This window comes from Nonomuraea sp. NPDC049646, assembly GCF_044465525.1.
GTDB lineage: Bacteria > Actinomycetota > Actinomycetes > Streptosporangiales > Streptosporangiaceae > Nonomuraea.
This window is the reverse complement of the sequence record NZ_JBITLU010000009.1, coordinates 129,958-153,691: the sequence shown is the minus strand read 5'-3', so window position 1 is coordinate 153,691 and position 23,734 is coordinate 129,958. Positions and strand designations below refer to the sequence as shown.

Sequence of the window (23,734 nt, the reverse complement as noted above, 5' to 3'; positions counted from 1 at the left end):
GTGAGCACCACCGAGCTGGAGGCCGGGACCTACGAGGTTCTCCGGAACCGTCTCCAGGCGCAGGCCAAGGCCCTCGCCGTGGCGGCGGAGGAGGTCAACGGGCAGCGGCTGCGCGTCTTCGGCGGCGCGGAGCTGCGCCTGCTCGGCACCGAGCGGATCAGGACCGAGAACAACTGCGTCCCGAGGGACATCGTCTCGCTGGGCGAGGTGATGTTGTTCGGCTACAACGTCTTCATCGGGCTCAAGCCCGAGACGACCGTGGCCGACGTGTTCGCCGTGCACCGCTTCACCAGGGACGGGGACGCGTTCACCTTCGAGACCGGGAAGCTGGAGACGCTGGAGGAGCCGGCGTTCAGGAAGGACTTCGCCGAGCTGTACCGGTACTACAAGGAGACCAGGCTCCAGCAGCTCAGACGGGTCGAGGGCAAGCTGCTGGCGGTCTTCAGGACGGGCCCGGCGGACACGCGGGTGCTCAGGTGGGCGGTCAGCAACGGCGGTGTCCCTAAATATCTGGATAACAGGGGGGAGCGGGACCACGTCTTCCCCCCGTCCCACGACTTCGAGTGGACGCCGACCACCCGCGACGACCACGTGCTCGGCCGCCACCCGCACATCTCCGTCGAGGGCGAGGTCTTCGTCGAGACGATCGGCGGCGACCTGACCATCAAGGTCGAGAACAACACCGAGACCGGCGCGGGCGTCTACTCCGAGCCGGTCACCGAACGCCTCCAGTCGCTGGCCGACGCCGACGTCGAGTACGCCAGGGTCGGGCCGCTCGTCCTCATGCGGATCAGGCCGTACAAGGAGCCGGACTGGCGGCATCTGGTGTTCAACACCCGTACCAAGGCGGTGACCAGGCTCGACGGCATCGGCCAGTCCTGCCAGCGGCTGCCCGAGGACCAGGGGCTGATCTTCCCGGGCGGCTACTACCTGGCGACCGGGATCAGCAAGACCTTCGACACGGACGTCACGGACCTGGAGTTCGAGCGGGTCGTGCGCTCGCCCAACGGCGAGGACGTCCTGTACGTCTTCCACGCCCGCGGCGACGGCCGCTCGTTGCTGCTGCCGTACAACGTGATCAGGAAGGAGGTGGCCAACCCCATCGTCTGCCACGGGTACTCCCTGTTCGATGACGGCACGATGGTGGTCTTCCGCGCCCTGTCCGAAGAGCCGACCCGGGTCCACCCGATGCAGGTGTGGCAGACGCCGTACGTGTCCGACACCTACGCCGCCGCCCAGCCCGCCGGGACCGGGCCCCTGGAGCGCATCGGCAACGCCGAGCTGGTGCGCGGCATCTCCGACTGCCTGTCCGTGGCCCGCATGGTCGAGGAGATGGCGGCGTCGGAGGCCACGTTCGAGGCCCTGATCGCCGCCTGCACCCGCGCCGCCGACTCCTACCACTGGCTCGGCGAGCACGGGCTCGCCGAGCCGCTCGCCGACGTGCGGGCCACCGCCGAGCAGGTGCTCGACGAGTACGAGAACGTCGAGCAGCTCACCCGCCAGGCCGCCGACACCCTGGCGGCGGCCGCCGAGGAGACCGCCCACCTGGTACGCCAGGCCGCCGCCGACACCCCCGCCACCGCCGACGCCTGGGTCACCACGCTGGCCGGGCTGCGCAGGCAGCAGGGCCGCCTGGTGACCCTGCGCGACGTCCGCTACCTGTACCTCGCCCGCCTGGACGAGCTGTCCGCCGCCGTGACCGCGGAGCTGGCCGCGACCGGCAGGCGCGCGGTCGCCTTCCTGGAGGGCGCGCAGGCGTTCACCGCCTACCACGCGGCGGTCGACCGGCTGGCCGCCGACGCCGCGGCGATCGCGACCGTGGCCGAGGCCGCGCCCGTCGCCGACCGGCTGGCCGAGCAGGCGGAGGGCCTGGAGGTGGTGACGGAGGTCGTCGGCTCGCTGGAGATCGCCGACGCCACGGTCCGCACGTCGATCCTGGGCCGGATCGCCGAGGTGCTGGCCGGGGTGAACCGGGCGCGGGCCGTCCTCGACGGGCGGCGGCGCGAGCTGCTGGGCTCCGAGGGCCGCGCGGCCTTCGCCGCCGAGTTCGCCCTGTTCGGGCAGGCCGTCTCGGGCGCGCTGGCGATGGCCGACACGCCGGGCAAGTGCGACGAGCAGCTCGGCCGCCTGATGCTCCAGGTGGAGAACCTGGAGGCGCGGTTCGGCGAGTTCGACGACTTCGCCGCCCAGCTCGCGGGCAAGCGGGACGAGGTCTACGAGGCGTTCTCGGCCAGGAAGCAGACCCAGCTCGACGGCCTGGCCCGGCGGGCCGACCGGGTCTTCGCCTCGGCCGGGCGCATCCTGGGCAGCGTGACCAGGCGGCTGGCGTCGCTGGGCTCGATGGACGAGGTCAACACGTACTTCGCCACCGATCCGATGGTCGGCAGGGTCCGTACGGCGGCGGCCGAGCTGCGCTCCCTGGGCGACGCCGTCCGGGCCGAGGAGCTGGACGGCCGGGTCAAGGCGGCCCAGCAGGAGGCCGGCCGCGCCCTGCGGGACCGGCTGGACCTGTTCACCGACGGCGGCGAGACGCTGCGCCTCGGCCGTCACCTGTTCGCCGTCAACACCCAGCCGATCGACCTGACGCTGGTCCCGCACGACGGCGAGATGCACTTCGCGATCACGGGCACCGACTACCGCGCGCCCGTGCCGGCGTCGTTCGCCGACACGCGGCCGTTCTGGGAGCAGCTGCTGGTGTCGGAGACGCCGGAGATGTACCGGGCCGAGCACCTGGCCGCCTCGCTCCTGGACGCCGCGGAGCCCGGCGCTCCCCTGGCCGACCTGGTACGCCAGGCCGCCGAGCAGCGCTACGACGAGGGCTATGAGCGCGGCGTGCACGACCATGACGCGATCCTCGTCCTGGAGAGCCTGGTCCGCCTGCGCGAGGGCGCCGGCCTGCTGCGCTACCCGCCCGAGGCCCGCGCGGCGGCGCAGCTCTTCTGGGCCTTCGGCACGGACGAGGTTTCACGTAAAACATTGGCCACCAGGGCCGCCTCCCTGGTCCGCGCCCGCGCGGTCTTCGGCCCGACGCCCGCCCTGGAGGCGCTGGCCGCCGAGCTCGGCGACCGGATCGCCGTCTTCTCCCCCGGCCGGCACATCGAGCGGGGCACGGCCGCGCTGGCCGGCGAGTACCTGGTCGAGGAGCTGGGCGCGACGCCGTCCGGCTTCGTGACCGGCAAGGCGGCGCGGGACCTCCTCGACGCCTTCAGGCAGGCGCTCGGCCCGGCCAGGACGCGGGAGTTCGAGGAGGAGCTGGCCGCGCTCCCCCTGCCCGAGCGCCTGCAGCTCGCCCACGCCTGGATCGGCGCCTACCGCCAGGGCCCCGAGGTGGCCGAGGCCGTCGCCGTGCTCCTGTGCGACCTGCCGCGGCACGATTCCAGCGCCGCCGTCGAGGAGATCGTCGAGGGGCTGCTCGGCGCGCATCCGCGCGTGCGGGACCGCAGGCTGCGGGTCAGGCTCGACGAGCTGCTGACCAGGGCGCGCGCCTTCAGGCAGGACCGGGTCCCGGCCTACCGGGCCTACCAGCGCCGCCGCAACGAGCTGATCGAGCAGGAACGCCGCCGGTTGCGCCTGGAGGAGTACCGGCCCAAGGTGATGAGCGCGTTCGTCCGCAACCGGCTGCTGGACGAGGTCTACCTGCCGCTGATCGGCGACAACCTGGCCAAGCAGCTCGGCGCGGCGGGCGCGGGCAAGCGCACCGACCAGATGGGCCTGCTGCTGCTCATCTCACCGCCCGGCTACGGCAAGACCACGCTGATGGAGTACGTCGCCAGCCGCCTCGGCCTGGTCTTCGTCAAGGTGAACGGCCCGGCGCTCGGCCACGGCGTCACCTCGCTCGACCCGGCCGACGCGCCCGACGCCACGGCCAGGCAGGAGGTCGAGAAGATCTCCTTCGCGCTGGAGAGCGGCAACAACACCCTGCTCTACCTGGACGACATCCAGCACACCTCGCCGGAGCTGCTGCAGAAGTTCATCTCGCTGTGCGACGCCCAGCGCCGCATCGAGGGCGTCTGGAACGGCCGGACCCGCACGTACGACCTGCGCGGGAAGCGCTTCGCGGTGTGCATGGCGGGCAACCCGTACACCGAGTCCGGGCAGCGCTTCCGCATCCCGGACATGCTGGCCAACCGGGCCGACGTGTGGAACCTGGGCGACGTGCTCTCCGGCAGGGACGAGCTGTTCGCCCTGAGCTACGTGGACAACGCGCTGACCTCCAACCCGGTGCTGGCCCCCCTCTCGGGCCGCGACCGGGCCGACGTCGAGCTCCTGGTACGCCTGGCCAAGGGCGACCCGGCCGTCCGCCCCGACCAGCTCCGGCACCCGTACGGCAAGGCCGAGCTGGAGCAGGTGCTCGGCGTTCTGGGCAAGCTGGTGCGGGCGCAGGAGGTGGTGCTGGCCAACAACGCGGCCTACATCGCGTCGGCGTCCCAGGCGGAGGCGTCCAGGACCGAGCCGCCGTACCGGTTGCAGGGGTCGTACCGGAACATGAACAAGCTGGCCGAGCGCATCGTGCCGGCCATGAACGACGAGGAGCTGGAGGCGGTGATCGACGACCACTACCTGGGCGAGGCGCAGACCCTCACCCAGGACGCCGAGGCCAACCTGCTCAAGCTGGCCGAGCTGCGCGGCCGCCTGACCTCCGCCCAGGCGGCGCGGTGGGCGGAGATCAAGGCGGCCTTCCTCAGGGCCAGGGCGCTCGGCGGGTCCGGCGACGACCCGATGACCAGGGCCGTGGGCGCCCTGGGCCTCCTCGCCGACCGGGTGAGCGAGGTGGGCACGGCCATCAGGGAGTCGGACCGCTGAACCCGGCGGTCAACGGCCCGCTCCCTGAGCGGAGCGGGCCCGGCCGTCAGGGGGCTTGCCTGCTGGGTGTGGCGGGGGCGAGCTCCAGGTGGGTGCCGGTGAAGGCGGCGCGCAGGCGGCGGTCGTGGGTGACGACCACCAGCGCGCCCCGGTAGTGGGCCAGCGCCTCCTCAAGCTGCTCCACCAGCATCGGCGACAGGTGGTTGGTCGGCTCGTCGAGCAGCAGCAGGTCCACCGGTTCGGTGACCAGGCGGGCCAGCTCGACCCGGCGGCGCTGCCCGTAGGAGAGGTCGGCCAGCCGCCGCCGCAGGTCGTCCGGCCGGAACAGGCCCAGGCCGAGCAGCCGGTCGGCGTGCTCGTCGGGGCTGCCCGTCCGTCCCTCGGCGAAGGCCGCGAGGACGGTGCGGTCCAGCCGGGCCGCCCGTTCCTCCTGGCGCAGCAGACCGGCCCGTCCGGTCCGGCGCACGGTCCCCTCGTCGGGACGCAGCTCGCCGGCCAGCACCCGCATGAGCGTCGTCTTGCCCGCGCCGTTCGGCCCGGTGACCAGCAGCCGCTCCCCCCGCCGTACGGCGAGCCCGTCGATCCGCAGCCGCCCGGCCACCCGCACCCCGTCGAGCACGGCTGCCATGGACCGTCCCGCCCCGAACACGTCGGCCGGGACGCCCGCGCCCTGCGGGTGATCCGGCGGGAGCACGTCGGCGGGTGGCGGTGCGGTGATGGCGGCGGTGAAGCGGAGCGGCACGGGAGGCGGCGGCACCGGGTGCTCTTCGAGCCAGCGCAGCCGCGCGTGCGCCTGCCGGACGCGCCCGGCGGCCCCGTGCGTGCGCGACCGCGCCCGCCACGCGCCGGTGCCCATCCCGGCCTGCACCATCCCGCGCGGGATGGCCGCCAACCGCCCCGCGTTGGCCGCCACCAGCCCGGCGTGCCGGGCCAGCTCCGACCGCCACTCCTCGTGGGCCCGCACGTGCGCGGCCCGTTCGGCGGCCTTGGCCGCGAGGTAGCCCGAGTAGCCGTCGCCGTAGCGGCGCACCCGCCCGTCGGAGACCTCCAGGATCACCGTGGTGACCCGGTCGAGGAACGCGCGGTCGTGGCTGATCGCGACGACCGTGCCGCGGTGCTCGCGCAGGTGCTGTTCGAGCCAGGCGACGGCCTGGTCGTCCAGGTCGTTGGTCGGCTCGTCGAGCAGCAGCAGCTCGGGCTGGGCGGCCAGCGTCGCGGCCAGGGCGAGCCTGGACCGCTCGCCGCCCGACATCGTCGCGATCAGGCGGTCCCGGTCCAGGCCGGGCAGGCCCAGGGCGTGCAGCGCGACGTCCACCCGGGTGTCGGCCTCGTAGCCGCCGCGCGCCTCGAACTCGGCGACGGCGGCGGCGTAGGCGTCCAGGTCGGCGCCGGCCAGCGCGCGCATGCGCGCCTCGATCTCGCGCAGCTCGGCCAGGGCCAGATCGACGACGTCGGCCACGGTGGCGTGCGGCGGCAGCTCCAGCGACTGCGGCAGGTGCCCCACGCCGCCGGGCGCGACCACGGTCAGCTCGCCGTTGTCCGGACGCTCGACGCCCGCCATGAGCCTGAGCAGCGTGGACTTGCCCGATCCGTTGTCGCCGATCACCCCGGCCTTCTCGCCGGGCCGGACGGTGAGCGACACCCGGTCCAGGACGATGCGGGTGTCGTAACGCTTGGTGATCTCGTTCAGTGCCAATTGGGCAGCGGTACGCATAGAGGCTCCACCTCCTGGTCTCAACGCGGATATGACCGGTACGAGGCGCGGCGGAGCGGTCGGCTCAACGCGTGCGCGCCTCGGGCGTGAGAATCACAGGAAGCAGTAACCCATATCGGCGGACACCGTAGCCCATAAGCGGGATTGTGTACAGCCCCTTATTCGGTGCGCAGCGACGTGGTGGCCTCCCGCTGCAGGGCGGTGGACCGCCGGAGGAAGTCGGCGATCACCGCCAGCTCGTCGTCGGTGTACCGGTCGTACAGGCCGGACATGGCGGCCACGAACGGCTCGAACAGCTCGCCGAAGCCGGCCAGCCGCTCCCAGTTGATCTCGACGATGACCCGGCGCCGGTCTTTGGTGTCGCGCACCCTGCGGACCAGCCATTTGGCCTCCAGCCGGTCGATCAGCCCGCTGACGGAGGCGGGGGCGAGGCCCGTGTGCCGGGACAGCTCTCCGGCGGTCAGCGGCCCGAGGCGCTGGAGCAGGTCGAGCGTCTTCTCCTCGGTCATCCCCAGGCCCAGCCGCTCGCCCATGGCGCTGTGGTACATGACCGCGGCGTTGCTGCTCTCCCGGCCTGCCTCGACCAGTTCGTCCGACAATTTCTTTCGATGCTCCGAAATATTCCTGGACATCCCATTCACCCGTGCTCATATATTTCGTTCGGCCGAACGAAACGATACCAGCATGAAGGCGATGATCACCGGCTGCGGGATGGCCGGGCACCGGCGGGTTCGGCGGTGAGCCGGGCGTCTACGACATGGTCTTCGGCAAGCGGGCCTTCTTCGGCTGCGGTGACCGACTCGGGCGACACGTGGTGTTCGCGAACCTGCCCAGGCGGCTCGGCGACGTGCCCGCCGACTGGCGGCCCGTCCTGGCGGCGGCCTTCGAGGACGACGCGAACCCCTCGGCCCACCTCGTCCGCCGCGGGCCCGCTCGCCCGGGTCTTCCGCGACCTGATGCTGCCGGTGTTCCTGAAGCGGAGCGCGAGCCAGGAGTCACTGGCCTGGATGTACCGCCACCAGGTCGGCCTGTGACACCGCGGCGGCGGAGGCGGGCAGCAGCGGCAGCCGCACGTCCGGCGTCGGGATCAGGCCCCTGGCGTGCAGGACGCCCTTGATCACGGTCGGGTTGGGCTCGGCGAAGAGCGCGCGGGAGACCTGGGCCAGCCGGTGCCCGAGCGGGCGCGCGGTGGCCGCGTCGCCGGCCAGCCAGGCGTCGGCCAGCTCGACGAAGCTCCTGGTCAGCACGTGCGCCGAGGCCAGGATGCCGCCGGTGGCGCCGAGCGCGAGCAGCGGCGAGACGAACGCGTCGTCGCCGCCCAGCACCTCGAAGCCGTCGGGCAGGTCCGCCATCAGGTCCACCGTGTCCTGGTCGATGCCGCCGACGGCGTACTTGACGCCCGCGATGTTCGGGTGCTCCCCGATGGCCCTCAGCGCCGCGGCGCCCATGGCCTGCCCGGTCCGGTAGGGGATGTGGTAGATCACCAGCGGCACGGGTGACGCCTCGGCCAGCGCCTCGAAGTGCGCGATCACGCCGCGCTCGCCGGGCCGCAGGAAGTACGGCACGGTCACCAGGGCGGCGTCCACCCCGGCGGGCAGCTCGCGCAGCGCCGCGGCGGTCGTGCGGGTGTCGTTCCCGGTCACGCCGACGGTCAGCAGCGCCCGGCGTTCCGCGCACACGCGTACGCAGGTCTCGACCACCAGGGCCCGCTCGCCCGGGTCGAGGGCGGCCACCTCGGCCGTCGTCCCCAGCGCCACCAGACCGGCCGCGCCCTCGTCGAGCATCTGCCGGGCGAGCTTGTCGACCGCGTCGGCGGCCACCTCCCCCGACGACGTGAACGGCGTGACCAGCGGTACGTGGATTCCTCTCAGCATGCTCCGAGCCTGCCGCCCGCAGACCTGTTAGGTCCAGTTCGGATTTCTTCGTTCGAGCTTAAGATGGGCTTATGCTCGACCCACGCAAGCTCCACCTGCTCCGCGAGCTGGCCAGGCGCGGCACGATCACCGCCGTGGCAGAGGCGGTCACGTTCACCCCCTCGGCGGTCTCGCAGCAGCTCAGCGCGCTCGAACGGGAGGCGGGCGTGCCGCTGCTGGAACGCACCGGGCGCACGGTCACGCTCACCCCGGCCGGGCTGCTGCTGGTCGAGCACGCGCAGGCCGTCCTGGAACAGCTCGAACGCGCCTCGGCCGCGCTGGCCGCCGCCCGGGGCGGGCCGTCGGGGCCCCTGCGGATCGGCGCGTACCCGACGGCCACCCGCGTGCTCCTGCCGCCCGCGCTCGCCCGGCTGGCCGCGGACTGTCCCGGGCTGGAGCCGATGGTGGCCGAGATCGACCCCGCCGACGTCTCGGCGGCGCTGCGGGCGGGCGAGCTCGACGTCGCCCTCGTGCACGAGTACGACTTCGTGCCCCCGGTCACCGACGCCTCCATCGAGACCGAGCCGCTGTTCACCGAGCCGATGTACCTGACCGACCGCGCCCGCGTCCTCGACGCCCGCGACGACCCGTGGATCATGGCCAAGCCGGGCACGCTCTGCCACACCATGGCGATCAGGGCCTGCCAGGCGGCCGGGTTCGAGCCCCGCGTCCGGCACCACATCGACGACTTCGACACCGTGCTCGCCTTCGCCGCCGCGGGTCAGGGCGTCGCGCTCGTGCCCAGGCTGGCGGCGCTCACCCCGCCGGACGGCGTCCCGCTGACCCGCCTGCCCCTGAGCCGCCGCACGCGGGCCGCCTTCCGCCGCGGCTACGGCGACCACCCGGCGGTCCGCGCGGCCGTCGCCGCCTTCCACACCGCCGCCACCACCCTTCCCCTCTGACGGCCCCTCCGGCGCCCGCCGGTCCTGAGGTCTAAGGGGCGGACCGGCCGAGCAGGCCCTCGGCGAGGGCGGCGAAGCTGCGGGCGAGCCGGGCGCTGTCCCCCGCCCGCAACCGGCTCGCGATCGGCTCCATGTGCAGGCAGCCGAGCAGCAGGTGCGCGATCTCGTCCGCGTCCACGTCGGGGCGGCCCTCGCTGATCAGCGCGGTGACGTGCCGGTGCCAGCCGGTGTAGATCGGGTTGGTCTCGCGGGGCTCGGACCTGCTGGTCGCGACCGCGTGCTCGTGCGCCGCCACCAGGTTGCCGTTGCGCGCCGCCAGCTCGGCCACCGCGCCCAGGAAGGCGACCAGCCGCTCGACGGGCGGCGCTCCGGGGCCGAGCGGCGGCGGGCCCTCGGCCACCGCCTTGTCCAGCTCGCGGGCCCGTTCGCTCATCAGCTCCCGCATCAGCCCCGTACGGCTGCCGAACCGGTGGAACACCGTCCCCTTGCCCACGCCGGCGGCCACCGCCACCCGCTCGACGGAGACCTGCTCGGGCGGGTGGCGGCGGAGCAGCTCCTCCGCCGCCCGCAGGATCGCCCGCCTGTTGCGCGCGGCGTCGGCCCGCTCTTGACGTTCCATCCGGTCATTGTTGCCCATGGACAAACTTGACCAGCGGTCCATATATTAACTGGACCAATGGTTCAGATACAGACGGGAACAACCATGCGCGCCATCCAGCTCGACGCCACCGGCGGCCCCGGGACCCTGCGGCCGGTGGACGTGCCCCGCCCGCGCCCCGAGGCGGGCCAGGTCCTCATCCGCGCGCAGGCGATCGGCGTCGGCTACGCCGAGACGCAGATCCGCTCGGGCGCGCTGCCGTTCCCGCTGCCGCTGCCCGTCGTGCCCGGCGCGGAGGCGGTCGGCGAGGTCGTCGAGACCGGCGAGGGCGTGGACGCCGCCCTGCTCGGCACCGTACGCGTGGGGGTGACCGGCGGCCTCGGCGCCTACGCCGAGTACGTGGCCATGCCCGCCGCCCTGACCTGCCCCGTCCCCGAGGACGTGACGCCCCTGGAGGCGCTGGCCGGGGCCGCGCCCGGCGCGATCGCCCTCGCCCTGCTGCACCGGGCGCGGCTCGGCGGCGGGGAGACCGTGCTGGTCGAGGCGGGCGCCGGCGCGGTCGGCGGCTACGTGGTCGCGCACGCCAAGGAGTTCGGGGCGGCCCGGGTGATCGCCACCGCGGGCTCGCCGGCCAGGCGGCAGCAGGCCCTCGACCTGGGCGCCGACCAGGCCCTGGACCACGGCGACCCCGCCTGGCCGGACGCGCTGCCGGACATCGACGTGGCCTTCGAGTCGATCGGCGGCGCGTCGGCCCGGCGGGTGCTCGACCGGCTCGTGCCCGGCGCCGGGCGGATGCTGCTCTACGGCATGCTGAGCGGCGAGCCCGCCGCCGTCACGGCCGCCGACCTGATGGAACGCGGCGTGACCGTCGTCGGTTGCAGCGGCCCCGGCTGGGCCGGCCAGGTGTTCGGCACGCACTATCCCGAGATGCTGGCCCGGCTCGGCTCAGGACGCAGCCGGGCCGTCGCCCACGAGACCCTGCCGCTGACCGAGGCGGCCGAGGCCCACCGCCTCCTGGAGTCGCGCGCGGTCACGGGCCGCGTCCTGCTGGTCCCGTGAGCGCTCAGCGGCCGTCCTGCCGAGCTTGTGGGCGGCTCAGCGGTCGAGGACGGCGTTCAGCACGGCCGTGGCGCTGACCTGCTCGGCGTTGTAGTCGCCGGCCGTCACCGCGACGACCAGCTCCTCACCGGGCACTACGAGCAGCCGCTGACCGCCGTTCCCGATGGCCTCGGTCCACGGCCGGTCGCCGGTGCTGACGTACCACTGATAGCCGTAGCGGAAGTCGCCGTCGATGACGACGCGGGGCCGCGTCATCTCGCGCACCCACTGCTCGGGGACGATGCCCAGCCCGCCGCCGAGCACCAGCCGGCCGAGCGCGGCCAGGTCGAGGGGCCGCAGCCGCAGCCCGGCCGCGGCCATCGCCACGCCGTCCATCCCCTTGACCCACTCGGTCCTGGTGATCCCGAGCGGCTCGAACAGCGCCTTGGCGGCGTACTCCTCAAGCGGCTCGCCCGCCCCCCGCGCGATGAGCCCGCCGAGCAGGGCCGCGGTGCCACCGCAGTACAGCCACCGCTTCCCGGCCTCCTCGACCACCGGACGTTCCAGGACGAACCGGTACCGGTCAGGAGCGAGCTCCATCGCGATCTCGCTGTTGGCCGAGCTCGTGTACGGCAGGTCCTCGTTCCAGTCGATCCCGAGCGTCATGGTGAGCGCGTGCGCGACGGTGAGGTGGGCCCGGCTCGGATCGGCCACCAGGTCCGGATATTCGGGGAACTGCTCCACCAGCCTGGCGTCCGGCGGCGGCACCAGCCCGTCGCGCAGGGCCACGCCGTACAGCAGCGCGACCACGCTCTTGGTGACCGACCGCACGTCGTGCAGCGTGTCGCGGTCGAAGACGGCGTGCCGGGGGTCCTCGCCGATCCGCTCGTCGACGCCCGCGCCGTAGTGCTCGACGACGACCTCGCCGCCCCGCATGACCACGACCCCGTGCAGATTGGGCGCCGTGCCGGCCTTCAGGACCGCCTCGACCCGCTCCGCCATTCCCATGATGTCCTCCTAAGCCCGGGGGACATCCTGTCGTACCCGCTCCCACGATGTCAGGGTCAAGGGCTGAGAGCGTCCTCAGCGTCTCTCAGGAGGGGCACAGCGGCGCGGGAGCAGGCTTGGTCCCATGGAGCAACTCGTGAACAGCCCCGCCGTCAGCCAGGGTCTGCGCAGGGTCGAGGCCAGGATCAGACGGCTCAGCGGCTCGTCCGCGCTGCCGGGGATCAACGCGGGCGCCGGGCGGATCGTCAGCGCCGGAGGCAAGCGGTTACGTCCGGCCCTGACGCTGGCGACCTCGCTCGCCCTCGGCAAGGCCCCCGACCGCCGGGTGATCACGGCCGCCGCGTGCGTCGAGCTGATCCACGCCGGCTCGCTCGTGCACGACGACCTCATGGACCGGGCGACCGAGCGGCGCGGCACCCGTACGCTCAACGCCGAGCTGGGCGAGGGCAAGGCCCTGGTGATCGGCGACTTCATGCTGGCCAGGGCGGGTCTGGCGGCCATCACCGCGGTGTCCAGGCCGGTCGCCGAGGTGCTCGCGGCCACCGTGGTGGAGCTGGCCGAGGGCCAGTACCTGGAGACGAGCGACCTGTTCAACCCCGCCAGGACCAGGGAGAGCGCGCTGCGTTCGATCACCGGCAAGACCGCCGCGCTGTTCCGGGCCGGCTGCCTGGTGGCGGCCGTCTGCGCGCGGGCCCCGGCCGAGGACCGGGCACGCGTGGCGGCGTACGGCGAGAAGTTCGGGCTGATCTTCCAGGTGCTGGACGACCTGCTCGACCTGACCGCCTCCAGCGCCCAGCTCGGCAAGCCGGCCGGCAACGACCTGCGGCAGGGCGTCTACAGCCTGCCGCTGCTGCTGTCGGGCACCGATCTCGGCGACCTGCTCGGTCGCGACATGAGCGACGCGCAGGTGGAGGAGGCGCTGCGCCGGCTGCGGGCGGGCGACCTGGTGGCCAACACGCTGGAGTTCTGCCGGGGCCTGGCCGCGGACGCGCTGGCCGCCCTCCCGGTGATCCACGACAGGGAGATCGCGGCCCTGCTGTACGGCCTCCCGACGGCCTACATCGACCACGTCGCGGGGGTGTCGTCGCAGTTGACGGGCGTCAGTTGAGATTTGTTGGAACAATTGGTAGAAATCGCCTCCACAACCCGGCGAACCGCGCTAATACTGGAGTCACGCACTACAGGAGCGCACATGCGAAAGATCCCCCATCGCATGATGATCCGGGACGACGGGCTTGAGTCCAGTCACTTCCTCCAGCTCGCCGCCGTGGACTTCACCGGCATCTACGCGGTCCACCTGGCCGCGAAGGAAGAACGGCTGAAGATGACCAGGCTCGCCATGAGCCTGTTGTCGGGGCCGTTCCTGGCGGCCATCGCCCTGACCAGCGCCAAGGTGGTGGACCCGCAGAGCCTCACGGAGTGGCAGCGCGTGCCGTGGTACCTGTTCGCCCTGGTCACGGCGTTCGGGCTGCTCAGCGTGCTGCCGTTCCTGCGGCTGATCGAGGCGGTCCGCGCGCACGCCAGGACGGCCCGCGCGATCAACAACTTCCGCCTGCTGTACGCCTCCAGGCTCAAGGACCGGCTCGGCTGGAGCCCGAACCTGCCGATCGACCCCCGCTTCCCGGAGACGTACGCGCCGCTGGCCTGGCCCGGGATCAACGTGACGACGCTGGCGCTGGCGAACTCCACCTACCTGACGGTGGGCCTCACCGGCCTGTGCGGGCAGGCGCCCAACCTGCTCCTGCTCACCTTCGGCATCCTCCTCGTCACGCTGGTCCACTACGCCGTCTACTACGTGCGCTGCAACGTGTCCAGGCGGCGCCGGCCCCCGCGCGACCCCTACGAGTTCCCGGATCAGGAGACCTGAATGCCCGGCCCTGCGTTATGGGCGTCATGTGGGGAGGCGTGGATGTGGATGATGCGACATGTCTGGACGGCGGGCACACTCGCCGACGACGACCGCGGCCTCGTGATCGAGGCCCCGTCCGTGCTGTTCGAGATCGCCGAGGTGAGGGGCGACGACCCGATCATCGCACGGTACGGCGACGCGGACCGGCTGGCCCTCTACAGCAGGAAGTTCAGCGAGGACGTGGTCGTGCCGCCGTTCAAGTACAGCTACGGCGCCCGGATCAGGGGGCAGCTCGCCTGGGCGGCCGACCTGCTGCGGGTCAAGCCGTACAGCAAGAGCGCGTGGATCTCGCTGACCATCCCCGGCGAGCCGTACGACGCGGTGCCCTGCCTGATCGGCGTGGCGTTCCGGATCCGGGACGGCGCGCTCGCCATGACCGCGACCTTCCGCTCCCAGAACGCCTTCACCAGCTACCTCAACTACCTGCCGCTCGCCGACGTGCACGCGACCATGGCCCGCGACCTGGAGCTGGACCGCGGGCCGATGCGGGTGTTCGTGGACGTGCCGCACCTGTACCTGGCCGACAGCACCCAGGTGCTGCGGGTCATGCGGCCCGCGCGGCGGTGAGCGGCGCGGCGATCTCCTCCAGGCCCTTGCGCTCGGCCTTGACCCCGAAGGCCAGCTCGACCAGCCCCGCGACGATCATCACGATCGCGCCGATCGAGAACGCCAGCGCCGTGTCGCCCGGCGCGCCGCTCTCGACCAGCGAGGCGAACACGAGCGGGCCGGCGATGCCGCCGGCGGCCGTGCCGATGGCGAAGAAGAACGCGATGGCCATCGCCCTGGTCTCCATGGGGAAGATCTCGCTCACCGTCAGGTACGCCGCGCTGGCCCCCGCCGAGGCCACGAAGAGCACCACCGACCAGCAGAGGGTCAGCGTCATCGCGGTCAGCGCGCCCTGGTTGAACAGCCAGGCGGTGCCGAGCAGCAGCACCCCGGAGCCGATGTAGGTCGCCGAGATCATGGGGACCCGGCCGACGGTGTCGAACAGCCTGCCGAGCAGCAGCGGGCCGAGGAAGTTGCCGACCGCGATGATCGCGAAGTAGTAGCCCGTGTGCGAGTCGATCTTGAAGAACGTGGTCAGTATCTGGGCGTACCCGAAGGTGATCGCGTTGTAGAGGAACGCCTGGCCGATGAAGAGCGACAACCCGAGTACCGTGCGCTTGGGGTAGAGCGCGACCATCGTGTGCGCGATCTTCAGGAAGCCGATCGACCTGCGCTGGTGGATGGTCATCGACTCCTGCGGCTCGGGCAGGTCGCCGCCGATCCGGCGCTCGATGTCGTCCACGATCTGCTCGGCCTCGCGGTCGCGGCCGTGGATGAACAGCCAGCGCGGGCTCTCCGGGACGTTCCTGCGCACCAGCAGGATGGCCAGGCCGAGCACCACGCCCAGCCCGAACGCCACCCGCCAGCCGATGTTGACCGGCAGGTCGTTCAGCAGCGGCACGGTCAGCAGGGCGCCGCCCGCCGCGCCGAGCCAGTAGCTGCCGTTGATGATGATGTCGATGCGTCCCCGGTGGTGGCTCGGGATCAGCTCGTCGATGGCCGAGTTGATGGCCGCGTACTCGCCGCCGATGCCGAAGCCGGTCATGAAGCGGAACAGGAAGAACCACCAGGCGTCGAAGGACAGGGCGGTCATCAGCGTCGCCGCGAGGTAGACCACGAGTGTCAGCAGGAACAGCTTCTTCCTGCCGAACTTGTCGGTCAGCCAGCCGAAGAACAGCGCCCCCGCGCAGGCCCCGGCCACGTAGAGGGCCGCGGCGAGGCCGGCGACCTGCGCCTGGGTGATGTCCAGGCCGCTGCCGGGCTTGGCGAGCTGCCCGGACAGGTTGCCGACGATGGTGACCTCCAACCCGTCGAGCACCCATACGGTGCCGAGGCCGATGACGATCATCCAGTGCCAGCGGGACCACGGCAGCCGGTCCAGCCGTGCGGGCACCTTGGTGGTTACGGTGCCGGTATCCACGTCGCTCATAAGGGCATCTGGGTACCCGGTAAACGGACGGCAAACGTTCCCTACAAGGCAGGTTTTCTGGCCTCGACCAGGGTGGTGCCGAACCAGGGGCCGCCGTACCACAGGCGGGCGCCCAGGTCGCGCCGGCGAATGTCGATCACGCCCAGGTCGCGCAGGGCGTCCTCGTAGTCGGGCGCGTGCCGGAAGTCGGCGATCAGCATGAGCCCGCCGGGCCGCAGCACCCGATGGGCCTCCCTGACCGCCTGCTCGCGGCCTTGCGCGGAGGGGATGTTGTGGATCGCCAGGCTCGACACGATGACGTCGAACGCGCCGTCCTCGAACGGCAGGGCACGCATGTCGCCCGTGACCAGGGCGATCCGGTCGGCGACGCCTTCGGCCGCGGCGTTGGCCAGGGTGACGGCCGCGGCGTTGCCCGACTGGTCCTTCGAGCTCCACAGGTCGACGCCGGCGGCCCGGCCGGAGGTGAGCCGGGCGGCGGCGGCCAGCAGCACCGCGCCGCGTCCGCAGCCGAGGTCGAGCACCCGCTCACCGCCTTCGAGCGGCGCCAGCAGCTCGGCCCAGACGGCGAACTTGCCCCGGCGCGTGGTGTAGAGGTAGCTGGCCGCGCTGGCCAGCGTGTAGAGCCCGCCGAAGGCGAAGGCGATCCCGGCGGCGGGGATGTCCAGCACGAAGGAGAGCGCCGCGAGAGCCAGCAGGACGACCGCCCCGAAGAGCAGTCCGCCGAGGGCCCACGGCGCGTCGAATCCGTAGCTACCGTGTCGAGTGCTCACACTCACGTTATATCTCAAGATGGTCTTGACCGGGAATTGAGCAAACACTTCCCCTTCACCCTCAATTGGCCCGCAACGCAATAACTATGGTGACTTGGATGGGCTGGCATTGGGGGTTTGACCAGGCATGACAGGGAAAAAACGCGAATTCGGCCTAGGAGCGAGCATCGCGCTGACGGTGGCGTCGGCCGCGCTCTGGGGGGTGGCGCACCTGGCCACCCACCGTCACCGGACGGGCATCGCCCTCATGGCGGCCTACGTGCTGATGCTGGCCGGCGTCCTGACGGTGTTCACTGCGTTCAGCACCCGCCTGCTGTCGCTGGCGGTCCAGCCCGGCTGGCTCACGGTGCTCACCGTGGCGCTGGTCGGGATCGCGCTCGCCTGGACCGCCGTGATCATCCGGTCGTTCCTGCTGGTCCGTCCGGAGTCCTCCGACACCGCCGGGCGTTTCCTGACCACCACGCTCGCGGCCGCCCTCTGCGCCCTCGTCCTGGCCCCCACCGCGTACGCCACCCGCATGGCCTACCTGTCCCGCGACGTCGTCAGCCACGTCTTCGCCACCACCACCAGCAGCGCCCCCGTCGTCGCCCAGGACCCGTGGAACGGCGCGGAGCGCGTCAACTTCCTGCTGATCGGCGCGGACGCCGCCCCCGGCCGGCCCGGCGTCCGCACCGACAGCATGACCGTGGCCAGCGTGGACACCGAGACCGGCGCCACCACCCTGTTCGGCCTGCCGCGCAACCTGCAGCGGGTCCAGCTCCCGCACGGCCCGGCCAGGAGCCGCTTCCCCTTCGGCTTCACCGGCGACGGCCCCAGCACCCCCGGCCTGCTCAACGAGATCTTCCAGTACGCCGAGGACCACCCGGAGATGGTCCCCGGCGTGGGCAGGGGCAAGCGCGGCCCGTCGCTGCTCAAGCGCACCGTCAGCGACATCCTCGGCATCCCGGTCAGCTACTACGCCATGGTCGACATGAAGGGCTTCGCCGAGATCATCGACGCGATGGGCGGCGTCCGGGTCACCGTCAAGGACCCCATCGTGTACGGCAGGTACCGCGAGGGCCTGCTGCCCGCGGGCACCCGCAAACTGTCCGGCGAGGAAGCCCTCTGGTACGGCCGCTCCCGCACCGACAGCGACGACTACGTCCGCATGGGCCGCCAGAAGTGCCTGCTCAACGCGGTCGCCAAGCAGGCCGATCCGATGACCGTGCTCAAGAGCTTCGAGAAGCTGGCCGCGGCCACCAAGCGGGCCATCTCCAGCGACGTGCCCCAGGACCTGCTGCCCGCCCTGATCGAGCTGTCGGACAAGGTGAAGGACACCAGGATCCGGAGCCTCAGCTTCGTCCCGCCGCTGATCAGCACGGTCACGCCCGACTGGTACCTGATCAGGCGCAAGGTCTCCGAGGCCCTGGACGAGCGCCCGGCCAACCGGTCGGCCAGCGCGCACCACTCCGCCGCCCCGACCCAGAACCCGGAGAACCCGGTCAGCCTGGACGCCGCCTGCGGCTGACCCTCACCTTTCCGACAGCCATCACTCCAGTACGGAGTGTGGCATGATGGTGCGCGGGCCCAACGGAAACGATTTTCATCGTCATTTCAGGAGCGCACGTGAGAGTGGCATTCGTCGGCAAGGGCGGCAGCGGGAAGACGACGATCTCGGCGCTGTTCGCGCGGCACGTGGCGGCCCAGGGCGACCCGGTGGTCGTCATGGACGCCGACATCAACCAGCACCTGGCCCTGGTGCTCGGCCTCGACGCCCAGCCCGAGCCGCTCGGGGCCCACCTCACCGAGATCAAAGACCTGCTGCGCGGCGACAACCCGCGCATCGCCTCGGCCGAGACCATGGTCAAGACCACCCCGCCGGGCCGCGGCTCGCGCCTGCTGAGCTTCGACGACCTGGCCGCGCTCGACTACGCCGTGACCACCCCCCACGGCCTGCGCCTGCTGGCCACCGGCCCGTTCAACGACGACGACCTCGGCGTGGCCTGCTACCACTCGAAGGTCGGCGCGGTGGAGCTGCTGCTCAACCACCTGGTCGACGGCCAGGGCGAATACGTCGTGGTCGACATGACCGCCGGCTCCGACTCCTTCGCCTCCGGGCTGTTCACCCGGTTCGACCTGACCTTCCTCGTCGCCGAGCCCACCAGGCAGGGCGTGAGCGTCTACCAGCAGTACCGCGACCACGCCGCCAAGTACGACGTCGCGCTCGCCGTGGTCGGCAACAAGGTCCACGGCCCGTCCGACGTGGAGTTCCTGCGCGCGCACGTGGGCGACGACCTGCTGACCTGGATGGAGCACTCCTCGGCGGTGCGCGCCATGGAGCAGGGCCGCCACTTCACGCTCGACGACCTGGAGCCGGCCAACACCGACGCGCTGGCCGTCCTGCGCAAGACCCTCGACGCGCAGGAGAAGGACTGGCCGCGCTTCGGCCGCCAGACCGCGGAGTTCCACCTGCGCAACGCCCGCGCGTGGGCCAACGCCCGCACGGGAGCCGACCTGGCCGAGCAGATCGATCCTGACTTCGTCTACGGCCCCTAAAACGCACCTCCAGGGCTCTGGAGCTGCCCCCTTCTCCCACATAACGTCAGATTCGATCCCCTTCGAGAGGAGACAGCATGTCGCTGACCGTCCCGAACGATCTGCTGGACCAGGCCCGAGCCGGAGACGTGGACGACGCCGCGTTCGTCGCCTGCGTCCGCGACTCACTCCCCTACGCGTGGTCGCTGATCAGCGAGCTGGTCGCCGAGCGCGCGCAGAGCGGAGCCGAGTTCACCGACAACCAGGTGCCACCGCCGTCCGAGGAGGCACGCGGCCAGCTCCTGCGGTGTCTGGCGAGCGACGCGATGCGCGGCGCGCTCGAACGCCACTTCGGCGTACGGCTGGCCTTCCAGAACTGCCACCGGGTCGCCGTCTTCGACCCGGCGGCCACCAAGGCCCTCGACGAGTTCGTCACCCCGCGGGCCCAGATCCTCAACCAGAAACCGGAGCTGGTCGACTGCTGAACCCACGGGCGAGCCGGGGCCTCCCGGCTCGCCCGTCAGTCGTCCAACAGGGGCAGGACCTCGGCGCCGAGGCGGCGCACGTCCTCCAGGGCCCGCCGGTGGTCGCCGATGCCCTCCACGGTCAGGATCACGTGCTCGATCCCGGTGCTCTCGGCCGTGCGCAGCAGCACCTCGGCGCAGTGGGCGGGCGAGCCGACCGGATGGATGCGCGTCAGCAGGTCGACGTAGGCGGCGACGTCCCGCGAGGGGCGCGGCCGGCCGTCCACCGGAACGTAACCGGCCAGCCCGGGGCCCAGCCACGCGGGCATCGACTCCCTCAGCTCACGGACGGCCGCCTCGGTCGAGTCGGCCACGTGCGCCACCCCGGCCGCCAGGTGCCCCGCCGGGCTCCCGCCGCGAGCGACGTGCTCGGCGACCAGCAGGGCCTTGTCGTGGTCGCCGATGTGCATGCCGAGCAGCATCGGCAGCCCGCGCTCGGCCGCCAGCGCCACCGTCGAGCCCGACGTGCACGCCACCACGGGCCGCAGCCGGGCCCGCGGCACCAAGGCGACCTCCCTGAACCGGAAGAACTCCCCCTCGGCCGCCACCGACCCCGCCGACAGGGCCTCGACCAGCAGGTCGAGCGACTCGGCGAAGCCCCGCTCGAACCGGTCGAGCCCGGTGCCGAACACCTCCAAGTCGACCCACGGGCCGCCCCTGCCGACGCCCGGCGTGAACCGCCCGCCCGACAGGTGGTGGAGCATGGCCGCCTGCTCGGCCAGCGCCACGGGATGGTGCGAGGACAGCACGCTCACCGCCGTGCCGAGCCCGATCCGGCTGGTACGACCCGCCGCCACGGCGGCCAGCGTGACCGCCGACGGGCACACGCCGTAGGACATGAAGTGGTGCTCGGCGATCCAGGCGTCGTGGAACCCGGCCGCCTCGGCGGCCTCGATGAGCTCAACCGAGTTCCGCAGGACCTGCCCTGGATCCTGGCCGGGAAAGCAGGCCGCGATGACGAAGATCCCGATCCGCACTCCCCCGATCCTACGGCTCAGCCGAACAGCGCCGCCTGCCCTTCGCCCACGAGCGGATCCCTGGCCTGCTTCAGATGCCGCCATTGCGGCAGGTCGTCCAGGTAGGACCAGGAGAGCCGGTGGTGCGGTGTGGGGCCGAGGCGGGCCAGGGCGTCCTGGTGCGCGGGCGAGGGGTATCCGGCGTTGTCCGCGAAGCCGTACTCGTCGTGCCCGATCGTCCCCATGTAGGCGTCGCGGCGTACCTTGGCCAGGACCGAGGCCGCCGCGACCGAGACGCTGGCCGCGTCGCCCCTGATCTCCAGGCGGACCGGCCAGGGGGCGCCGATGTAGTCGTGCTTGCCGTCGAGGATCACGGCGTCGGGGCGCACCGGCAGGGCTTCGAGCGCCCGGCGGGCGGCCCTGCGCAGCGCCTCGGTCATGCCGAGCGCGTCGATCTCGGCGTGGCTCGCCTCGCCGAACCCGATGCCGGCCGCCCACGCGGTCAGCTCGTCGGCGAGCGGGCCGCGCTTGGCGGCCGAGACCTGCTTGGAGTCGGTCAGACCGGGCGGCGGCTCAGACAGATCGGTCACGACGGCGCAGACCGTCACCGGCCCCGCCCACGCGCCCCTGCCCACCTCGTCGACGCCCGCGACCGTGCGGGTGCTCGGCATGGACAGCAGGAGCTGCTCGATCTCGTACGTCGGCGCCATGCGCAGACGCTACCGCTCGGCCGGGGTCACCGGCTCCAGATCGCCGGCGATGTACCGGGCGGCCACGTGGATCGCCCGCAACGTCACCGACACCGACGGCCGGTGCACGCTGGACCTGCGGGCCACCGCGTGCACGTCGCGGCCGACCGGGTTGCCGGGGAACTCCCTGACCGCCAGCCCGCGCACCCCGGCGGCCAGCGCGAGCGCGGGCACCGCGGCGATGCCGATGCCCTTGGCGACGAGGGAGAGGATCGTCCCTAGCCCCTCGAACTCCCAGGGCGTCGGCCGGGTGCCGCCGACGTCCACGAACAGCCGGTCCACGGCCAGGCGCGAGGGCTCGCCGTCGGGGGTGGCCATCCACGGCTCGTCGCGCAGCTCGCGCAGGTCGAGCGGCACTCCGGGGTCGGCCAGCCGGTGCCTGCGCGGCACGACCAGCACGATGGGGTCGCGCAGCAGGGGGAAGACCCGCAGGCTCTCGCTCTCGCGGACCGACCCGTACCAGTCGTCGACGAGGGCGATGTCCACCTCGCCCGACTGGACCTCCCGCATGCCCCGTCCCGACCTGCTCTGGCCCAGGCGGAGCGTCAGCTCGGTGTGGCGGCGCAGCGAACGCGCGAGCGCCGGCGCGAATGCCACGGCCGCTGTGGGGAAGGCGGTGACGACGACGCGCCCCGAGGGGGTGCCCGCATGGGCGGAGAGGTCGGACTCGGCCTCCTCGACCATTGACAGGATGCGTTCGGCGTGCCGGACGAGCCGGCGTCCGGCGTCGGTCAGCTCCGCGCTGCGCGCGGTTCTGTCGATCAGCGCCGTGCCGGTCTCCCGTTCGAGCGCCGCGAGCTGCTGGGAGACGGCCGACGGGCTGTAGCCCAGCGACTCGGCGGCGGCCGCGATGCTGCCCCGGCGAGCGAACTCACAGATCAGCGCCAAACGCCGGAATTCGAGCATCAGACTTCCTTACACCTACCCACAAAAAGCCTCGCTTGTACTGATGCCTTCATACAACCACCCTGGGAACGTGACAAACATGACCGTGACCTTGTCCGCCACCTTGGCGGCGAACGAAGACATCGAACGAAGACGGCGCGCCGGGGAGCGCGTGCTGCACCTGGCCTTCGGCGAGGCCGGTCTGCCCGTCCACCCGGCGCTGCGCGACAAGCTGGCCGCCGCTTCCGAGCGCAACGGCTACGGGCCGGTCGCGGGCGCGTCCGGGCTCCGGGCCGCGGCAGCGGGCTACTGGACACGACGGGGGCTCCTGACCGACCCCGAGCTGGTCGTCTGCGGACCTGGCAGCAAGTCGCTGCTGTACGGCCTGCTCCTGGCGATCGGCGGCGACATCGTCCTGCCCATGCCCAGCTGGGTCAGCTACGCCGCGCAGGCCGATCTGGTGGGCTCCCGTCCCATCCTGGTGCCCGCACCGCCAGGAGAGGGCGGGGTGCCGGACCCCGACCTGGTCGTCGCGGCGGTCCGCCGGGCCCGGTCGGAGGGCAGGACGGTCAGCTCCCTGCTGGTCACGCTGCCCGACAACCCGACCGGCCGGCTGGCCAGGCCGGAGACCGTCGCCCGGCTGGCGGCCGTGGCGCGCGAGCTGGACCTGATCGTGATCTCCGACGAGATCTACCGCGACCTGGTCCACGACGAGTCGGCCCGCTACACCTCGCCGGCCGACCTCGCGCCCGAGCGCACGATCATCACCACCGGGCTGAGCAAGAGCCTGGCGCTCGGCGGGTGGCGGATCGGCGTGGCCCGGCTGCCCGAGGGCGCGCACGGGCTGCGTACCCGGCTGCTGGCGGTGGCCAGCGAGATCTGGTCGGCGCCGGCCGCGCCCGTCCAGGAGGCCGCGTCCTACGCCTTCGACGAGCCGCGCGAGCTGACCGACCGGGTCGCCGGCAGCCGGAGGTTGCACGGCATCGTGGCGCGGGCCGTCCACGAGCGGTTCACGGAGATCGGCGCCTCGGTGCCGCGTCCTCAGGGAGGCTTCTACCTCTATCCCGACCTGAGCCACCTCAGGCTCGGCGGCTCCGCCGAGATCACCCGCATCCTGCTGGACGAGCACGGCATCGGCGTCCTTCCCGGACACGCCTTCGGCGACGACCCGTCGGCCGCCCGGGTACGCGTGGCGGTGAGCCTGCTCTACGGCGACTCGCCCGAAGAACGACTGACCGCGCTGAACAGCACAGATCCCCTGCAATTGCCGTGGATCGCAGCGAATCTGAACCATCTGTCCATGGGCCTGAAGGAGCTCGCTCTGGTCCGTCACGGCGTCGTGGGTGAACGTCACCCGGCGCTGGTGCCGGCGCCATGTCACGGTTAGGCGAATCTTTCCCCAAGAGCTGGTTTACCATCCACCAAATCAGCCCTCTGACCTGCGGAAACACCGCACATTCAGAAACCCGGGAAAGA

General features: G+C 72.2%; 20 protein-coding genes. 10 read left to right on the top strand and 10 right to left on the bottom strand.

Annotation, left to right across the window (positions count from 1 at the left end; all coding sequences use genetic code 11):
* Positions 1-4,803 carry a DNA repair ATPase gene (locus tag ACIBQ8_RS27115; protein WP_397193279.1) on the top strand — a complete coding sequence of 1,601 codons (4,803 nt, stop codon included), beginning with the start codon at positions 1-3 and terminating at the stop codon, positions 4,801-4,803.
* A 46-nt stretch (positions 4,804-4,849) separates the two neighbouring features.
* On the opposite strand, the gene ACIBQ8_RS27110 is transcribed toward ACIBQ8_RS27115, so the two are convergent.
* The 3 genes from ACIBQ8_RS27110 to ACIBQ8_RS27100 form a co-directional block, all read right to left on the bottom strand.
* Positions 4,850-6,517, bottom strand: a complete 1,668-nt coding sequence (locus ACIBQ8_RS27110) for an ABC-F family ATP-binding cassette domain-containing protein (RefSeq protein ID WP_397193278.1) — start codon at positions 6,515-6,517, stop codon at positions 4,850-4,852.
* Between the two features lie 158 nt (positions 6,518-6,675).
* On the bottom strand, positions 6,676-7,116 hold the full coding sequence (locus ACIBQ8_RS27105; RefSeq protein ID WP_397193277.1) for a MarR family winged helix-turn-helix transcriptional regulator: 441 nt from the start codon (positions 7,114-7,116) through the stop codon (positions 6,676-6,678).
* A 396-nt stretch (positions 7,117-7,512) separates the two neighbouring features.
* Positions 7,513-8,391, bottom strand: coding sequence for a 4-hydroxy-tetrahydrodipicolinate synthase family protein (locus ACIBQ8_RS27100; protein WP_397193276.1), 879 nt, complete (start codon positions 8,389-8,391; stop codon positions 7,513-7,515).
* A 71-nt stretch (positions 8,392-8,462) separates the two neighbouring features.
* Between ACIBQ8_RS27100 and ACIBQ8_RS27095 the strand changes: the two genes are divergently transcribed.
* The gene (locus ACIBQ8_RS27095; RefSeq protein ID WP_397178699.1) at positions 8,463-9,332 is read left to right on the top strand and encodes a LysR family transcriptional regulator; all 870 of its coding nucleotides are present in this window, start codon (positions 8,463-8,465) and stop codon (positions 9,330-9,332) included.
* A 31-nt stretch (positions 9,333-9,363) separates the two neighbouring features.
* On the opposite strand, the gene ACIBQ8_RS27090 is transcribed toward ACIBQ8_RS27095, so the two are convergent.
* Positions 9,364-9,951, bottom strand: a complete 588-nt coding sequence (locus ACIBQ8_RS27090) for a TetR/AcrR family transcriptional regulator (RefSeq protein ID WP_397178700.1) — start codon at positions 9,949-9,951, stop codon at positions 9,364-9,366.
* Positions 9,952-10,035: 84 nt separating this feature from the next.
* Between ACIBQ8_RS27090 and ACIBQ8_RS27085 the strand changes: the two genes are divergently transcribed.
* Positions 10,036-10,989: a zinc-binding alcohol dehydrogenase family protein gene (locus ACIBQ8_RS27085; protein WP_397193275.1), complete on the top strand. Its 954-nt coding sequence runs from the start codon at positions 10,036-10,038 to the stop codon at positions 10,987-10,989.
* 36 nt (positions 10,990-11,025) lie between these two features.
* Here ACIBQ8_RS27085 and ACIBQ8_RS27080 read toward each other — a convergent pair whose 3' ends face one another.
* Complete coding sequence (locus tag ACIBQ8_RS27080; protein WP_397193274.1) at positions 11,026-11,976, bottom strand: serine hydrolase domain-containing protein; 951 nt, start codon at positions 11,974-11,976, stop codon at positions 11,026-11,028.
* Between the two features lie 124 nt (positions 11,977-12,100).
* On the opposite strand from ACIBQ8_RS27080, the gene ACIBQ8_RS27075 reads away from it, so the two are divergent.
* The 3 genes from ACIBQ8_RS27075 (at position 12,101) to ACIBQ8_RS27065 (ending at position 14,452) form a co-directional block, all read left to right on the top strand.
* Positions 12,101-13,084, top strand: a complete 984-nt coding sequence (locus ACIBQ8_RS27075) for a polyprenyl synthetase family protein (RefSeq protein ID WP_397193273.1) — start codon at positions 12,101-12,103, stop codon at positions 13,082-13,084.
* Between the two features lie 84 nt (positions 13,085-13,168).
* Entirely contained in the window at positions 13,169-13,843 is a 675-nt protein-coding gene (locus ACIBQ8_RS27070; protein WP_397178704.1) for a hypothetical protein, read from the top strand.
* Positions 13,844-13,891: 48 nt separating this feature from the next.
* A complete protein-coding gene (locus tag ACIBQ8_RS27065) occupies positions 13,892-14,452 on the top strand; it encodes a hypothetical protein (protein ID WP_397193272.1) in 561 nt (186 codons plus the stop codon).
* Here the strand turns inward: ACIBQ8_RS27065 and ACIBQ8_RS27060 are convergent.
* A complete protein-coding gene (locus ACIBQ8_RS27060) occupies positions 14,430-15,860 on the bottom strand; it encodes an MFS transporter (protein WP_397193271.1) in 1,431 nt (476 codons plus the stop codon). The genes ACIBQ8_RS27065 and ACIBQ8_RS27060 overlap by 23 nt on opposite strands.
* A gap of 41 nt (positions 15,861-15,901) precedes the next feature.
* Positions 15,902-16,630 carry a class I SAM-dependent methyltransferase gene (locus ACIBQ8_RS27055; protein ID WP_397193270.1) on the bottom strand — a complete coding sequence of 243 codons (729 nt, stop codon included), beginning with the start codon at positions 16,628-16,630 and terminating at the stop codon, positions 15,902-15,904.
* A 127-nt stretch (positions 16,631-16,757) separates the two neighbouring features.
* Here ACIBQ8_RS27055 and ACIBQ8_RS27050 point away from each other — a divergent pair, with 127 nt between their 5' ends.
* The 3 genes from ACIBQ8_RS27050 (at position 16,758) to ACIBQ8_RS27040 (ending at position 19,629) form a co-directional block, all read left to right on the top strand.
* Positions 16,758-18,137 (top strand): LCP family protein, encoded by a 1,380-nt coding sequence (locus ACIBQ8_RS27050; protein ID WP_397178708.1) that lies wholly within the window; start codon positions 16,758-16,760, stop codon positions 18,135-18,137.
* 98 nt (positions 18,138-18,235) lie between these two features.
* Positions 18,236-19,165 carry an ATP-binding protein gene (locus ACIBQ8_RS27045; RefSeq protein ID WP_397178709.1) on the top strand — a complete coding sequence of 310 codons (930 nt, stop codon included), beginning with the start codon at positions 18,236-18,238 and terminating at the stop codon, positions 19,163-19,165.
* A gap of 77 nt (positions 19,166-19,242) precedes the next feature.
* The gene (locus tag ACIBQ8_RS27040) at positions 19,243-19,629 is read left to right on the top strand and encodes an SCO5389 family protein (protein ID WP_397178710.1); all 387 of its coding nucleotides are present in this window, start codon (positions 19,243-19,245) and stop codon (positions 19,627-19,629) included.
* Between the two features lie 35 nt (positions 19,630-19,664).
* Here ACIBQ8_RS27040 and ACIBQ8_RS27035 read toward each other — a convergent pair whose 3' ends face one another.
* The 3 genes from ACIBQ8_RS27035 to ACIBQ8_RS27025 are packed head-to-tail and all read right to left on the bottom strand — an operon-like array spanning position 19,665 to position 22,279.
* On the bottom strand, positions 19,665-20,645 hold the full coding sequence (locus ACIBQ8_RS27035; protein ID WP_397178711.1) for an LLM class flavin-dependent oxidoreductase: 981 nt from the start codon (positions 20,643-20,645) through the stop codon (positions 19,665-19,667).
* A gap of 17 nt (positions 20,646-20,662) precedes the next feature.
* Entirely contained in the window at positions 20,663-21,334 is a 672-nt protein-coding gene (locus ACIBQ8_RS27030; protein WP_397178712.1) for a ribonuclease HII, read from the bottom strand.
* 9 nt (positions 21,335-21,343) lie between these two features.
* Positions 21,344-22,279 carry a LysR family transcriptional regulator gene (locus tag ACIBQ8_RS27025; protein ID WP_397178713.1) on the bottom strand — a complete coding sequence of 312 codons (936 nt, stop codon included), beginning with the start codon at positions 22,277-22,279 and terminating at the stop codon, positions 21,344-21,346.
* A 79-nt stretch (positions 22,280-22,358) separates the two neighbouring features.
* Between ACIBQ8_RS27025 and ACIBQ8_RS27020 the strand changes: the two genes are divergently transcribed.
* A complete protein-coding gene (locus ACIBQ8_RS27020; protein ID WP_397178714.1) occupies positions 22,359-23,645 on the top strand; it encodes a pyridoxal phosphate-dependent aminotransferase in 1,287 nt (428 codons plus the stop codon).
* Positions 23,646-23,734: the final 89 nt, after the last annotated feature.

What these genes read in the sequence shown, in the direction of transcription:
- ACIBQ8_RS27090 (WP_397178700.1), bottom strand. Translation starts at nt 9,951, where the DNA reads ATGGAACGTCAAGAGCGGGCCGACGCCGCGCGCAACAGGCGGGCGATC.
- ACIBQ8_RS27040 (WP_397178710.1), top strand. Translation starts at nt 19,243, where the DNA reads ATGTCGCTGACCGTCCCGAACGATCTGCTGGACCAGGCCCGAGCCGGA.
- ACIBQ8_RS27020 (WP_397178714.1), top strand. Translation starts at nt 22,359, where the DNA reads ATGACCGTGACCTTGTCCGCCACCTTGGCGGCGAACGAAGACATCGAA.
- ACIBQ8_RS27075 (WP_397193273.1), top strand. Translation starts at nt 12,101, where the DNA reads ATGGAGCAACTCGTGAACAGCCCCGCCGTCAGCCAGGGTCTGCGCAGG.
- ACIBQ8_RS27030 (WP_397178712.1), bottom strand. Translation starts at nt 21,334, where the DNA reads ATGGCGCCGACGTACGAGATCGAGCAGCTCCTGCTGTCCATGCCGAGC.
- ACIBQ8_RS27095 (WP_397178699.1), top strand. Translation starts at nt 8,463, where the DNA reads ATGCTCGACCCACGCAAGCTCCACCTGCTCCGCGAGCTGGCCAGGCGC.
- ACIBQ8_RS27100 (WP_397193276.1), bottom strand. Translation starts at nt 8,391, where the DNA reads ATGCTGAGAGGAATCCACGTACCGCTGGTCACGCCGTTCACGTCGTCG.
- ACIBQ8_RS27060 (WP_397193271.1), bottom strand. Translation starts at nt 15,860, where the DNA reads ATGAGCGACGTGGATACCGGCACCGTAACCACCAAGGTGCCCGCACGG.
- ACIBQ8_RS27050 (WP_397178708.1), top strand. Translation starts at nt 16,758, where the DNA reads ATGACAGGGAAAAAACGCGAATTCGGCCTAGGAGCGAGCATCGCGCTG.
- ACIBQ8_RS27080 (WP_397193274.1), bottom strand. Translation starts at nt 11,976, where the DNA reads ATGGGAATGGCGGAGCGGGTCGAGGCGGTCCTGAAGGCCGGCACGGCG.
- ACIBQ8_RS27065 (WP_397193272.1), top strand. Translation starts at nt 13,892, where the DNA reads ATGATGCGACATGTCTGGACGGCGGGCACACTCGCCGACGACGACCGC.
- ACIBQ8_RS27070 (WP_397178704.1), top strand. Translation starts at nt 13,169, where the DNA reads ATGCGAAAGATCCCCCATCGCATGATGATCCGGGACGACGGGCTTGAG.
- ACIBQ8_RS27025 (WP_397178713.1), bottom strand. Translation starts at nt 22,279, where the DNA reads ATGCTCGAATTCCGGCGTTTGGCGCTGATCTGTGAGTTCGCTCGCCGG.
- ACIBQ8_RS27085 (WP_397193275.1), top strand. Translation starts at nt 10,036, where the DNA reads ATGCGCGCCATCCAGCTCGACGCCACCGGCGGCCCCGGGACCCTGCGG.
- ACIBQ8_RS27110 (WP_397193278.1), bottom strand. Translation starts at nt 6,517, where the DNA reads ATGCGTACCGCTGCCCAATTGGCACTGAACGAGATCACCAAGCGTTAC.